Origin of the sequence: Paenibacillus sp. J45TS6 (genome assembly GCF_018403285.1) — a bacterium.
Classification (GTDB): Bacteria; Bacillota; Bacilli; order Paenibacillales; family Paenibacillaceae; genus Paenibacillus.
Window position 1 is genome coordinate 37,236 of record NZ_BOSJ01000019.1, and the last position, 14,472, is coordinate 51,707.

A 14,472-nucleotide genomic window follows, 5' to 3' on the forward strand; every position below is an offset into this window, starting at 1 on the left:
GTGTGATAAGATATCACTTGTTGTCATTTCTTTTCATTAAATTTCACGTAATCTTTCTGTGAAGGGGATATAAAAATGGCTTTTAAGAAGAAAAAAGATATTTTTTTCGAGTCACTCGAAAATATGGCGAATACCGTTGTACAAGCTGCAGACTACTTTGCACAGAACACCGGCGATCTAAGTAACATGGTTCAGTTCACTGACCAAATGAAAAAGTACGAGACCGAATGCGACAACTATACGCATACGATCATCAAAGAGCTTAATAAAACATTTATCACACCGATTGAACGTGATGATATTATGGCTCTGGCGACAACACTTGACGATGTACTCGATGGACTTGAAGCAACGGCTTCCCGTTTCTATATGTACGATCTGAAAGAAGCGGACGAGTATATCATTCAGTTCTCCGAAATTCTTCGTGAGTCTGCTTATGAAATTCAGAAGGCGGTTCACCTCTTATCACAGAAAAAATTGCTCGCGATCCGTGAGTATACGATTCGTCTGAATGATCTAGAGAATCAAGGAGACGAGCTTCTTCGTATCTGTACTAAAAACTTGTTTGCTTCCGTACAGGATCCAATCGAGCTGATTAAGCGTAAAGAAATCTACGAGCGCCTTGAGGCAACTACAGATTCCTGTGAACATGTTGCAAACTGTCTTGAGTCCATCATTATGCGGAATTCATAAGGAGTATGTGAGATATGGATATGGTAACTCCAGTATGGATTCTAGGGATCGTCGTCTTTTTGGCTTTGGCCTTTGACTTTATCAATGGATTTCATGATACAGCCAATGCCATTGCAACTTCGGTATCTACCCGTGCATTGACGCCGCGTCGTGCGATTCTTCTCGCAGCCAGTATGAACTTTATTGGAGCCCTGTTATTTACAGGGGTAGCGAAAACAATTGGGGGAAGCGTAGCTGATCCCACGAAACTAGATAACGGGATCAATATTGTTATAGCGACGCTCATTGCCGCGATTATTTGGAATTTGGTCACTTGGTGGTTCGGACTTCCGTCTTCCTCTTCCCATGCACTGATTGGTGCACTGGCGGGGGCTGTATTCATCAGCGAACCAGGGAAGCTGAACTGGTCTGGATTCACTAGCATTGTAGAAGGTCTGATCTTGTCGCCGATTATCGCGTTCGCGATTGGGTATGTGGTGATGACGATTCTGAAGTATATTTTTGCGAAACGCAGTCCGCATACGGTAAATAAAGGATTCCGAACAATGCAGATTTTCACAGCTGCCCTTCAATCTTTTACACACGGAACGAACGATGCACAGAAAGCGATGGGGATTATTACATTTGCCCTCGTTGCCGGCGGCGTTCAGGATCATATGGAAGTTCCGCTGTGGGTTAAGATTGCAGCTGCAACAGCGATGGCGGGCGGTACAGCCATTGGTGGATGGAAAATTATCAAGACGATGGGTACGAAAATCTTCAAGATTGAGCCGATTAACGGCTTTGCAGCGGATTTCTCAGCTGCTTCCGTAATTTTCTCAGCTACGTTGCTTCATTTACCAGTAAGCACAACACATGCGATTACATCAGCGATTCTCGGTGTTGGTTCTGCGAAACGTTTTTCAGCCGTCAAATGGTCTCTTGCAGGACGGATTGTAGTTACTTGGTTTATTACGATCCCGATTACCGGAGTTCTTGCAGGTGTAATTATGTACTTGTTCTTCTAAACATCATAAATGTGGTTTTATATATAAGAAGAACCCAAATAACTCGTAAAGTGTGGATACTTTATTACGAGTTATTTGGGTTCTTCACGCCTTTATGTGGAAAATGTTCATAACTCTGTGAATATGGGGACATTTTCCTGAAGATAATAGCATTATAGAAGTTATCCACTTGTGGACAGCCGGAATGCGGCTAAAGATCTTGTGAGTTTGTGAATAACATAGTTATCGGTTACAGGTTTATAGAGTGTAATAAAGAATGAGTACATAACTTCTAGGAATGGATACTTGAAATGGAGGGGAAGCTCCCTTGATTCGTACACTGGCAATAACTCAGGAGCATGAGGTTGTCATGAATCAGCCGCTGCAGGAGATGAATCTTCAGGATTACACGTTTGTATGGGCCGACTTTAGCCGTCCAACCGAAGAAGAGACTCAGCTGCTTACTGACTATTTTCATTTTCATCCTCTCGCTGTTGAAGATTGTCTGCATGTACTTCAGCGTCCTAAGCTTGATTATTATGATGATGTATATTTTCTCGTACTGCACGCCCTTCGCATGGGAGATGCAGAGCCGCTTGAGGTGGATTTATTCCTAGGCCCGAATTACCTGGTCTCTTATCATCATGATGAACTGGAGGAGATCAATCAGGCGTGGGAGTGGATTGCAGAACATGCGGGAGAACGAACCATTTGGAGTAAAGCTACTGTAGCTGTGGCTTATACCGTGATGGATAAGCTGGTAGATGGGTATTTTCCGATTCTCTTTGCTATTGAAGATGAGCTCGGGGAGCTGGAGGGACGAAGCAGTAATGAACCTGTTGATGAGCTGATGAATCAAGTATTTATGCTGAGAAGCAGGTTACTGCGACTGAGAAGGACTTTTGTGCCGATGAGAGACTTGTTATATCGGGTAGTTCATTCCCACAGGATCCAAGGTGGAAGTGAGCATAAGCTGTATTTTATAGATATCTACGATCATCTGCTCAAGCTTACCGATATGCTCGAAGCAGATCGAGAAATGACAGCGGACCTCAGAGACAGTTATATCTCACTGAATTCAAACCGTATGAATAATATTATGAAAACACTCACTGTAATTACAACGATATTTATGCCACTAACTTTGATTGCAGGTATTTATGGGATGAACTTTGAACACATGCCAGAGCTGGGAGTAAAGTATGGGTATTTGAGTGTTCTTCTGTTTATGGGACTGCTTAGTGCAGGAATGATCTTCTGGTTTAAAAAACGAGGGTGGTTTCAGTAGGATAAATAGAAGATTTAGATTGACCGATATGGAAAGAAGAACTGAAAAAATAGCACAAGAGCACCCATCCCTTAAGGTAAAAGAGGGTGCTCTTATGAGCTGTCTTGTAGGGAACCGTGGAAATTAATATCTTCTGGTTGCTGAGGGGTAGTAAGCCTTTGTTTTGGCTTCTTTACTCTTTTTTTTACCGGAAGAGTTACTGCTGGATTTTTTAGAAGAACCGCTTTTGCTTTTGGAGTTTGATTTTTTTCTCTTTTTTCGCCGTTTCGGTGTATAATATTCTTCCTCATATAGCGGGGGCGGAGGAGAAGTACTGTCTTTGGCTGCTTTTGCAGCTGCGGCAGCGCCGAACGGCAGAAGACCTGTAACCAGTTTGAACATAGGAGCCATCTGCTGAACTCCGTTAACGACCCTTTGAACTTTTCCCATTCCATCCATAATGCCATCAATGCCGCCCATACGATCAATGAACCCTTTCAGTTCTTTGAGATTGCCGCCGAGTCCGCTTAGGCTGTTAAGAATCCCGCCTCCTGCAGCAGCTTCTGCTGTGTCTGTAACAGCGGCCGTATCCTCTTGTGCTGTCTGGTTTGCAGGATATACGGGGGGTTGCTGAGCAAAATTTTGGCTTGGATATAAAGGTGCTCCCTGTTGCTGAGGTACGATCTGGGGCTGATTATAGGACTGCAAAGAGTAAGGGGGAGTCGCGGGTACAGGCATGGGCTGAGTATTATTGTACTGTGGAATACCTGGATAGGGGGTATACTGCTGCGGGTCTCGTAAAGCACGAGCCTGCCGGCTGCGTCTTCCATGGTATTGCTGAGACATGTTCATCACATTCCTTTGCACATGATTTACCATAGTATATGTAACAATAACCTATAGGGTTTTAGAAAAGCCGCTTTTTTCCGTGATAATCGCGGATTTGGGCCGCTGCCTACTAGATCGAGACGAGATCAAAACACGTCGATAACGTCTAGATGCACACATGATGTACACATCATGAACTGTGGATAAGAATTCTCATTTCGAGCTACAAGGAAAATGTGGACAAGTTTTTAAATACATTCGCCAGCAGAATTATTGTGTTATAATGTGTAGTGGCATTACGACAGGGGAAACCGATATACTAACGGTTTTATTCTGTAGCGCGTGAAACCGTTAATGCTTGAAATACCTACATAGGGTAGGTACAATGGAGAAAGTAATCAGATAACCTTAGGGGATGATAAAATAATGCAGCTGAAAAAGCTAGATGATAGAAGTATAGATCAATTATTTGAAGCGATTTTGACGCTTAAAGATATCGAAGAGTGTTATGTGTTTTTTGATGACTTGTGCACAGTGAACGAAATTCAGTCGCTGTCTCAGCGTCTGGAAGTAGCGCGTATGCTCGGCAAAGGAAATACGTATAACCAGATCGAATCCGAGACAGGAGCAAGCACAGCGACAATTTCTCGTGTGAAACGCTGCCTGAACTACGGAAATGACGGGTACAAAATGGCGCTGGAGCGCCTCGGACGCTAGGATGAAACAGGGCGTTCTCATTATCAGCCATGGATCCAAGGATGCAGGCTGGACAGAACTTGTAGACGATGCGGTAGGGCAGCTTACGCTTTTGCAGCCTGCTCTTGTGGAAGCTTCTTTTCTCGAGAATGTAGAAGGAAGAGGAATTCAGGACGGGATTGACCGATTGGAAGCAGCAGGGGTAACCGATATTCTGGCAATTCCTTTGTTTGTTTCGGCGGGAAGTACGCATGTAGATGAGATTGGGTATGCTCTTGGTGCGAAGCCTTCCCCTGAGAAGGAAACGGATCTTGCTCCCTTTCGGATTTCGGCGAGACTGCATTTCGGATCTCCGCTTCATGATGATCCTCTGCTTGCTGATATGGTCTGGGATAAAGTGAAGTCCTTCTCGGAGGATCTATCTCGCGAAGTCATTCTACTCATTGGCCATGGTAGCCGCCATAATGGTTTCCTACAGCGATGGGAACAGGGTCTAGGAACACTTGCAGAGCGAGTGCAGACGATCAGCGGCGTTGCAAAAGCAGATTATGCTCTGCTGAATCCAGATCAGGTCAAGGAACGTGCAAGTTACTGGCGAGAACAAGGATACCGCGTGATTGCGGTTCCGCTGTTTCTGAGTGCGGGTTATTTTACCAATGTAGTTATTCCAAAACGTCTTGATGGGGTGGAAGTCATCTATAGCGGTGAACGAACCTTGCTTCCTCATCCGCTGCTTCATACCTGGATTGAGAGACAAGTTGCCGCGATGCAGCAAGATGTAATCTCTCGTTCATACGAAAGCACGGACAGCAGGATGAACAATAGGAGCAGTATTTGAATATAGTGGAATACAAAATATAGCCTGGCTGATTGTCCTGACGTGATTACACGAATCAGATTGAAGACGACAGCTGGGTTTTTGTTGTATAATGAACTATCTGTGTCTGCACGTGAGATATAAGCATATGGGACACTAAAGAGCGTTTTTATTGGGAATACTTTAGAAGAAACTATGCTGCACAAAAGGAACGGATATTTGCTAAAAGTAGGTGGCGTAAGGATCATGACGATGAAAAAAGCGAGATTAATTTATAACCCGACTTCGGGCCGGGAAGAAGCGAAAAGAAGACTTGTATCTATCTTACAGCGTCTTGATGAAGGTGGAATCGAAGCTTCCTGCCATGCAACGACAGGCGAAGGTGATGCAACGAGGGAAGCCTCGGAAGCAGTTGATCGCGGCTATGATCTCATTATTGCGGCCGGTGGAGACGGTACACTCTATGAAGTGATTAACGGAATGGCCCAAAAAGAAAATAGACCGCCGCTTGGTATTTTTCCGCTGGGAACCACCAATGATTTCGCAAGAGCGCTGGGAATTCCGCGTCACTGGGAAGATTACTGCGACATGGTTATTCGTCAAGAGACCCGTCCCGTGGATCTTGGACTTGTGAATGATCGTTATTTTATTAATATAGCCGGCGGCGGAACGCTGACGGAACTCACATATGAAGTGCCAAGCAAACTGAAGACGATGATTGGTCAGCTTGCTTATTATATGAAGGGCATGGAGAAAATGACGAACCTGGCTCCGCAGGAGCTGTATATCCGTGCGAACGGACAGGAAGACATCCATGATGAATTTATGCTCTTTCTCATCGCAAACACAAACTCGGTAGGCGGTTTTGAGAAACTTGCTCCCGGAGCTACGATTGACGATGGTTTATTCGATGTCATTGCTCTCAAGAAGTGTAATCTCGCGGAGATGATTCGTCTCGTTAGGCTCGCACTGCGCGGAGAGCATCTGAACGACAAGAAGGTTATTCATTTTCAGACGGATTATATGGAAGTAAACTCCCCAGGTGAAGTACTGCTGAATCTGGATGGAGAACTGGGCGGACAGCTGCCTGCAACATTCCGTAATCTGCCGCATCACATTCAAATTTTCAGATAAGAAAGATATTAAGAGAAATATGATCAATTTTACTATAGAAAGAGGAATTAGCTTATATGAATACAAACCGCAGCGGACGTGGAAAAAGCCGCCGGAACACAGAGCGCCAGGGCCAGGAAATGACAAGTGCAGGGAAATCGAAAAATAATGCAGTTCGTCAGGACAGAGGGCGCGATAAGGCTGAGAAGACAGGATACGTAACAGGGAAATCAGGTAACAAGGAAGTTCTGAATGTAAGAAGAACAGAGATGCGGCCGGAAGGCGAGGCATCTTTTTCTGCTGCTAAAGCGAGGGCAGAACAGTTGGAAGGTAGAGAAAGCCGTAAAACCGAGAAAAGAAGATCAGGAAGAGGGCGTTCGGGCAGTAATCGCGGCGGCAAGGACAGGCCTGCAAGAGATATTGCGGCTGAGCTCGGTTTGCCGGTAGCGAAGAACGACGAGACCGTGATCGATATCATCGGTATGAATCATGACGGCGAAGGAGTTGGACGTGCGGAAGGGTATACCTTGTTCGTAGCGGGCGCGCTTCCTGGCGAGAAAGTTCGCGTCAAAGTATTGAAGACAAAGAAACAGTACGGATATGCGAAACTGCTTGAGATTGTTGAAGCGAGCAAAGACCGTGTCTCTGCCCCTTGTCCCATCTACGCACAGTGTGGCGGCTGCCAGCTGCAGCATATGAGCTACGAAGGACAACTTCACTGGAAACGCCAGATGGTTGTAGATAATCTGAAGCGGATCGGGAAACTGAATGTTGCTGGCGAAAACGTGGGTAATGAAGTGCGCGCTCATCAAGATGTGGATAATGGAGATGCCGACAGCAGTCATCCACAAGTGGATAACCTTGGAGAAGGAACCGAAACTGTACACAGCAGTGGGGATAAAGCTGTGCATGAATGGATGAATGTTCCAAATGAGTCTGCTGGAATTACCGTTCTTCCTACGCTCGGTATGGACGAGCCTTGGCGTTACCGGAACAAAGCACAGGTGCCGATGGGCGAGATGGAAGGCGGCCTTATCGGTGGATTTTATGCGAAAGGCAGTCACAGGATCGTCGATATGGAGCGCTGCTTAATTCAGCATGAGCATAATGATGAAGTCGTTGAGCGTGTCAAAGAGATTGGCCGCCGCGTTGGGATTAGAGCATATAACGAAGAGACAGGGCGCGGACTGCTGCGACATGTTGTCGTGAAGAAAGCGTTCCGCACTGGGGAGATGATGCTGGTCCTTGTCACGAATGGAGACAGTATCCCGGAGAAGGATGAATGGATTCGCGGTATTCGTGAACAGCTTCCGCAGGTGACAAGTATCTGTCAGAACGTGAACACGAAGAAAACGAATGTGATTTTCGGGGATGTTACCCGCGTGTTATGGGGTAGTGAAGTGATCTATGACTATATCGGAGACGTGAAGTTTGCGATCTCGGCGCGTTCCTTCTACCAAGTGAACCCGGTGCAGACGGAAGTGCTCTACGGTAAAACCGTAGAATATGCGGGTCTTACCGGCAAAGAGACCGTTATCGATGCGTATTGCGGGATTGGGACGATCTCTCTTTTCCTAGCGCAGCATGCGGAGCATGTGTATGGGGTCGAGATTGTGAAAGAAGCAATCGAGGATGCGAAGAAAAATGCTGAGCTGAATGGCATTACGAACGCGACCTTTGAAACGGGGCCATCTGAGGATGTTATTCCGCAGTGGAAAGAACAAGGGATTACCCCAGACGTGATCGTTGTCGATCCGCCGCGTAAGGGCTGCGATCCGAGGCTGCTGGAGACGATTCTAGAGATGCGTCCGGAGCGGGTCGTGTATGTATCCTGTAATCCTTCGACACTGGCGAGAGATCTGCGTGTGCTCGAGGACGGTGGATACCGGACGACTGAGGTTCAGCCGGTGGATATGTTCCCACATACCGTTCACGTAGAATCCGTTGCGGTGTTAGTTAGGGATTTGTAGATAATGAATAAACTCATGCTATTCACAATAAACTCGTGCTAAAAATCGAATAAAGACGTGATAAAAGAGAGGAAAGGCTGAATGGAGGAAGGGGAAAAACCCAGCTCCATCAAGCCTTTCCTCTGTTTTTATATCAAGACATTATTCAGATTATAATAAAGTCGTGATATAAAAAGTGGGGGAAGAAATTGAGAAAGTGACCGTTTTGTAGCAAGGGTTTATTCATACTGAACCAATATAATAGAAAGAGCGAATTTCTTAGAGTGGAATTCGTTCTTTTTGTTTTTCTAAGATTGAAGAAAAGCATGCTTTCAGTTCCACTTTTATATCGTACAACTGCTTGTAATTTTTCGTCTGAACTAAACTTAGTCATAAAAAACTGCACCTCATGTCAGATAGGTGTCTAACATGAGGTGCAGTTCAATAGACGGGTGGTTTTGTTTTTCTTCATCGCTATTAAAGATGATTCAAAGCAATAAATGTCCATATAGAAGCAACTTCTTGCTATAGGCATGGATAGGAGGAAATGATTAGACTAGTGGCATACATACGGAATTATACGCCGGAAAGGGATGGAGCCACTATGGATAAACTGCTTGGCTTGACACCAGCAATGGGATGGAATTCTTGGAACACTTTCACTTGGGATATCAATGAACAACTGATTCGAGATGTAGCGGACGTATTTGTGTCGGAAGGCTATAAAGATGCTGGGTACGAATACATCGTCATAGACGATTGCTGGAGCTTAAGGGAAAGAGATGAGGAAGGAAGATTGGTGCCGGACCCTAAAAAATTTCCCAGCGGAATGAAGAGCCTATCTGATTATATTCATGCCAAAGGGTTGAAGTTCGGCATGTACTCTTGTGCGGGAACCCATACCTGCGCCGGATTTCCAGGAAGCTTCGAGCATGAGTTCCAGGACGCGGCAACCTTCGCAGAATGGGGCGTAGATTTTCTGAAATACGATTATTGTTTCAAGCCACGGAATATGTCCGGGGAATTACTTTATAAAAGAATGAGTCTGGCCCTTAAAAACTGCGGTAGAGACATTCTTTTCTCTGCATGCAATTGGGGGGAAGATGACGTATATCAATGGATTAGGGAATCCGGCGCCCATATGTACCGTTCTACCGTTGATATTCAGGATAACTGGGAGTCCATCAAAAATTTGGCGATTTCCCAGCTTGGCAAGGAATGCTACACGGGGTCCTTCTGCCACAACGATATGGACATGCTGGTCGTAGGGATGTACGGCGGCAGCAACAGCGGTTTTATCGGCAACAAGATCGGCGGTTGTACGGACAATGAATATAAAACCCACTTTGCCTTATGGAGCTTAATGGGATCCCCGCTAATGATCGGTAGCGACATACGCAAAGCGAGCCAGGCTACAAAAGACATTCTGATGAACAAGGATATTATTGCGATCAATCAGGACTTGGAAGCTCGCGGAGCCTACCGTATTAAGCCGGAACCCAATTGGTTCCATACGGATGAAACCTTTATGCTGGTGAAGGCATTAACTAACGGGGATGTGGCCGTAGGTCTTTTCAACCTGAGCGATAGCCAAAGGGAACTGCCTTTGTTATTCTGGGATATCGGGCTTCCTTATGCATCCGGTGTTTCACTTTCACTGTACGATTGTTGGGAGCATAAGGAACTTGGCGTATTTAAGGAAAGATTCAATGCCATCGTGCCGGCTCATGATTGTATGATCATCCGCGCAAAGCTGGTGAAATAAACGTGAATCCCCAGATATGCAAAGAGTGTGGAGCTCCATTGATGGCGGATGATATCGCCATTTATTCCAAACTTGTGACAAGGTATGCGAAGCAATTTCTATGTATCGATTGCCTGGGCAAAGAGTTAAAATGTGGTCGGGAACCCATCGAAAAGCTGATCAGATATTTCCGGGAATCGGGAAATTGCGTACTATTCCGCTGATGCCTCGGGTCTGGAGGAGCGTTGTGCATAATGGTCAAGCTTCCTCTTTCCCACCGGAGGCAAGAGCATTCTTCTTCATGTACTCGGAAGGAGAGTAAGAGGTTGCCTTCTTAAACACCTTGGAGAAGTAGAGTTGATCCTGATAACCTACAGACCAGGCAACAGCCTTAATCGAAAATTTTGATGAATGCAGCAATGTACAGGCTCGCTTTATTCGAATGGCCTTCAGATAGCTTAATATGGACATCCCGGTGGCATCCTTGAATAAACGGAACAAGTAGCTTCGTTCAATACTGACGTACTTGACGATATCAGAAACTGTCAGCGTCGCCTTCCAATAGTTGTTCTCGATATATTCCTTGGCAGATACTACATAATCGTTTTTCTGGAGGACCTTTTCCTGGGGATAGTGCTCCATGTAATAAGATAATAGCAAGTGCAGGCAAGCACTCGACCGCTCTCTTTGAAACGGCGCCATACCTGTAGCCTCGACCTGGTGAAAAAGCGGCTCTAGGCCGACGGGACTTTTCGTTACTATCGGCTTATCGTGGGTAAGCTTGGTCATGGACAAAAGGCGCTGCGATTCGGTGCCTTTGAAGTCCACCCATACATATTCCCATGGATCCTGGGGATCGGGATAATAGTATACTTCCGTATTCGGGAAGATCATGAAGCTTTCGCCCCGAGTCAACTTATAGGTGGCATGGCCAACCTCATAATACCCGGTTCCGCGGACCACATAATGCAGTGAAAAAATATCACGGACACCCCCCCAATGATGTAGATTGGGGGGTTTTTGTCCGCTGTCCGTACATATCAAATCCTCAGGGAGAAAGACCGAATTCATAAGAAATTGCCTCCGTGTCGTTTTAATGTATTCATATCTTTTGCAAAGATTATACCTAGACGGCGGTTAATCATATCAAGCGAAACCGGGCATTCGATATTTGGATATGGAAAAATGTTGAATTTAACCCTTGTATTCACTAAAAACGATTATAATTAAATTTATTGTAGATGAGGAGGCAAGTGATATGACGATAATGCCTGTTTTAATAATGATTTGTGTATTTATACCTGCCATTGTACTCATGGTAAGCATGCCTTATTTAACAAGAGAAACGATTAGTTTTGGGGTCACCGTGAGCGCTGTGCAATTCCACAGTGAGCCTCTGCGTCAGATGCGGAAGTCATATGTAAGGATTAGTGCTATCTTACATACCATCCTACTCATTGTTTGTATCATCAGCCTAATATACAGTGATGAACATTCCAAACAACAAAGTTGGGTCATTGTCGCTTATTCACTCACCATGGTCGTGATCTCCCTAGCCATAAACATTAGTTATCATTTCAAAATGAAAAGTCTACTACCTACGCTGCCTATTGCTCCAGAATCTTCGATCTTGGCAGTGGACACTGGTTTTCGGAAAAGAAACATTGGCTTGTCTAGTTATTGGTTCCTCATTCATGTTTTAATTATTGTGGTTAGTATTGTAACGGTGCAACGCAACTATGATCTGATTCCTGATCAGATTCCGATCCATTACAACAGCAGTTGGAAGGTAGACCGCTATGCCGCTAAATCGTATAGTTCTGTGTTTATGCCTACATTAATGCAAGCGTTTATCACACTTTTGTTCATATTTGAGAATTGGAGTATTCGTAGAGTGAAGCAGCAGGTTCACCCCACTGATCGGAACCGTTCCATCAGACAAGACGTAACTTACCGCCGTGCTTGGTCATGTTTTATGATTACAGCAAGCATCTTAATTGTTATCCTGCTTTCTGTCGTGCAACTAAACATGATATCTCTGCTTAACATCAATTTCGCTATCTCCATTATCTTAATTATAATAGCCTTTATTAGTCTATACTTCTTCGCTTTATCGTTCTGGGCTGGTCAGGGTGGAAGCCGCTTGGAGCAATCTGCCGATAGATCTAATGTCAGACCTGTCCATGATGATGATAAATGGCTGTTAGGTATGATTTATTTCAATCGCAAGGATTCAAACCTACTCGCCGAGAAAAGGTTCGGAGTCGGCTGGGGATTAAATTTTGGTCACCCAGTAAGCTGGCTGACTTTGACCGGAATTATTGTACTGCTAGTTGTGGTGAGAACAAGGTTTGGAGGTTAGTAGTGCTCACCGGAGTGATATAAAAAGTGGGGGAAGAAATCGAGAAAAAGACCGTTTTGCAGTGAGGGTTTATTCATAATTGAACAAAAAGAAGGAAACTAAACATGTGCTGGTGCCTTGTATAAAACTTTATTCTATTTCAAAGGGAATTGGTGTCCATAAAATTTTTATTGAGAAATATAGATCGCTCTGCTAAAATGAATTTTGAAATAATTACCTTTAACACAGTCCAGAGAGACTGAAAAGGGCTACCTGATATATTAAGTTATTAAATTATTAATATCTTTGTTTATTCATGCCCTTTTGTCTAATCTGATGAAAGGGTATTTATTTTGCTCGTTAGCTGTTGAAACAACTAACGTATCTCTTTTAAAGGAAGTCCAGAGAGGCTGAAAAGGAGAATGGGAAATTTATACATAAAAAGATAAATCCATTCATTCGTAAATGAAGAGAATAATTACATCTAGAACACACTTGGAGGATCGTAGAATGGATTATCGTAAAAAAACCGTGGTCGCATCGGTAGCTGGTTTAACATTAGAAGGCATGGACATCATGTTTATCTCATTTGCGATGACAATGATTATTTCAGAATTTAACATTGATTTAGCAACGGGAGGACTTATTTCTTCCATAACGAATGTAGGGATGCTATTAGGAGGAATTATTTTTGGAGTTTTAGCAGATAAGTATGGAAGGGTAAAGGTCTTTACATATACCGTCATCTTGTTTGCAATTGGTACAGCTTTAACTGGACTCGCTACTAGCATTGAACAAGTATATCTATTTAGATTTATCGCAGGAATCGGTGCCGGAGGAGAATATGGGATTGGTATGGCACTTGTTGCAGAAGCTTGGCCGAAAAATAAACAAGGACGTGCGTCTTCATATGTCAGTGTTGGTGCTCAATATGGTGTCATTTTAGCGGCATTACTAAGTGCGATCATTCTTCCTACTTTAGGATGGAGAGCATTGTTCTTTGTTGGTGTAGTACCTGTTATTTTTGCATTTATCGTAAGGAAGAACTTAGATGAATCACCTGAGTGGCTTGCTGCTCAGAAAAATAAAAAGGCTAGTATGAAAGCTGAAAAGAGTAAGCTAACACAATTGTTTGAAACGCCACGAACAGCAATTACGACAATTTCTTTAATCATCATGGCAACTGTTCAAATTGCTGGTTATAACGGATTAATGATTTGGCTGCCATCGATGTTGCAACAGTCACAAGGTTTATCTGTTTCAGGCTCTGCTATTTGGACAATTAGTACGGCCGTTGGCATGATTATTGGTATGTTAACCTTTGGACTATTCTTAGATCGATTCGGAGCGAAGCGTGCCTTTGGCCTCTTCCTGGTCGCCTCTGCATGTGCAGTGTTTTTATACTCTTATGCGACGGGTAGTATAGGTGTACTAATAGGCGGTGCGATTGTCGGATTCTTCTCCAATGGAATGTTCGCTGGATATGGAGCGTTGATTGGTAGCCTTTATCCTGTTCAAATTCGAAGTACAGCAACAAACACAATTTTCAACTTCGGCCGGGCAATAGGCGGTTTTTCACCAATACTTGTCGGCTATATTCTACAAAATTATGATATGAAGGTTGCAATGCTCTACTTAGCAGGTTTATATTGTATTTCCTTTGCTGTCATGCTTATGCTTAAAAAAGATGATTTAGGGAAAGTGAACGAAACTATATAACAAAGTAAGTTTTTAAACCATCAATTGAAAGGCATTTGCTTTTTAATTGGTGGTTTTTTAATGGGTTCCGCTTAAGAAGAACAAGTAATAGCGATTCTTATGAGTGGGACGAATGCATTGGTGAAGACCTTGAAATATGGGATGAAAAACGCTGGAGGTCAAATGGAATTATATTAGAGAGCTAAGAGCGTGTAAAATAGCTAAGCTGCATTAAGCAGGTAAGTATACAATCTTATAGGTATTTAGTTGCTCCGTCGAACCAACTATGGTAAAATCAAATTGAAGAAAACGCTTTCCAGCATCATGATGAGCTAAGGAG

General features: G+C 44.0%; 12 protein-coding genes. 10 read left to right on the forward strand and 2 right to left on the reverse strand.

All coding sequences use genetic code 11. From position 1 onward, the window contains the following. Positions 1 to 75: 75 nt before the first annotated feature. From KJS58_RS20865 to corA, 3 genes are all read left to right on the forward strand, one after another. On the forward strand, positions 76 to 693 hold the full coding sequence (locus KJS58_RS20865; RefSeq protein WP_213535407.1) for a DUF47 domain-containing protein: 618 nt from the start codon (positions 76 to 78) through the stop codon (positions 691 to 693). Positions 694 to 713: 20 nt separating this feature from the next. After that, the gene (locus KJS58_RS20870) at positions 714 to 1,700 is read left to right on the forward strand and encodes an inorganic phosphate transporter (RefSeq protein ID WP_213535457.1); all 987 of its coding nucleotides are present in this window, start codon (positions 714 to 716) and stop codon (positions 1,698 to 1,700) included. Between the two features lie 307 nt (positions 1,701 to 2,007). Beyond that, positions 2,008 to 2,967 (forward strand): magnesium/cobalt transporter CorA, encoded by a 960-nt coding sequence (gene corA / locus KJS58_RS20875; protein ID WP_213535409.1) that lies wholly within the window; start codon positions 2,008 to 2,010, stop codon positions 2,965 to 2,967. Between the two features lie 123 nt (positions 2,968 to 3,090). Here the strand turns inward: corA and KJS58_RS20880 are convergent, their stop codons facing one another. Beyond that, positions 3,091 to 3,792 (reverse strand): hypothetical protein, encoded by a 702-nt coding sequence (locus KJS58_RS20880; RefSeq protein ID WP_213535411.1) that lies wholly within the window; start codon positions 3,790 to 3,792, stop codon positions 3,091 to 3,093. 408 nt (positions 3,793 to 4,200) lie between these two features. Between KJS58_RS20880 and KJS58_RS20885 the strand changes: the two genes are divergently transcribed. The 5 genes from KJS58_RS20885 (at position 4,201) to KJS58_RS20905 (ending at position 10,114) form a co-directional block, all read left to right on the forward strand. Then, positions 4,201 to 4,491, forward strand: a complete 291-nt coding sequence (locus tag KJS58_RS20885) for a YerC/YecD family TrpR-related protein (protein ID WP_160033767.1) — start codon at positions 4,201 to 4,203, stop codon at positions 4,489 to 4,491. A 1-nt stretch (position 4,492) separates the two neighbouring features. Then, complete coding sequence (locus KJS58_RS20890; RefSeq protein ID WP_213535412.1) at positions 4,493 to 5,308, forward strand: sirohydrochlorin chelatase; 816 nt, start codon at positions 4,493 to 4,495, stop codon at positions 5,306 to 5,308. A gap of 231 nt (positions 5,309 to 5,539) precedes the next feature. Beyond that, complete coding sequence (locus tag KJS58_RS20895) at positions 5,540 to 6,421, forward strand: diacylglycerol kinase (RefSeq protein ID WP_213535458.1); 882 nt, start codon at positions 5,540 to 5,542, stop codon at positions 6,419 to 6,421. Positions 6,422 to 6,477: 56 nt separating this feature from the next. Beyond that, on the forward strand, positions 6,478 to 8,370 hold the full coding sequence (rlmD, locus tag KJS58_RS20900; RefSeq protein ID WP_213535413.1) for a 23S rRNA (uracil(1939)-C(5))-methyltransferase RlmD: 1,893 nt from the start codon (positions 6,478 to 6,480) through the stop codon (positions 8,368 to 8,370). A 583-nt stretch (positions 8,371 to 8,953) separates the two neighbouring features. Then, a complete protein-coding gene (locus KJS58_RS20905; protein WP_213535414.1) occupies positions 8,954 to 10,114 on the forward strand; it encodes a glycoside hydrolase family 27 protein in 1,161 nt (386 codons plus the stop codon). A 237-nt stretch (positions 10,115 to 10,351) separates the two neighbouring features. Here the strand turns inward: KJS58_RS20905 and KJS58_RS20910 are convergent, their stop codons facing one another. Beyond that, on the reverse strand, positions 10,352 to 11,164 hold the full coding sequence (locus KJS58_RS20910; RefSeq protein WP_213535415.1) for an AraC family transcriptional regulator: 813 nt from the start codon (positions 11,162 to 11,164) through the stop codon (positions 10,352 to 10,354). Between the two features lie 187 nt (positions 11,165 to 11,351). Between KJS58_RS20910 and KJS58_RS20915 the strand changes: the two genes are divergently transcribed. After that, on the forward strand, positions 11,352 to 12,455 hold the full coding sequence (locus KJS58_RS20915; RefSeq protein ID WP_213535416.1) for a DUF1648 domain-containing protein: 1,104 nt from the start codon (positions 11,352 to 11,354) through the stop codon (positions 12,453 to 12,455). A gap of 489 nt (positions 12,456 to 12,944) precedes the next feature. Continuing rightward, positions 12,945 to 14,153 carry an MFS transporter gene (locus KJS58_RS20920; protein WP_213535417.1) on the forward strand — a complete coding sequence of 403 codons (1,209 nt, stop codon included), beginning with the start codon at positions 12,945 to 12,947 and terminating at the stop codon, positions 14,151 to 14,153. Positions 14,154 to 14,472 lie beyond the last annotated feature (319 nt).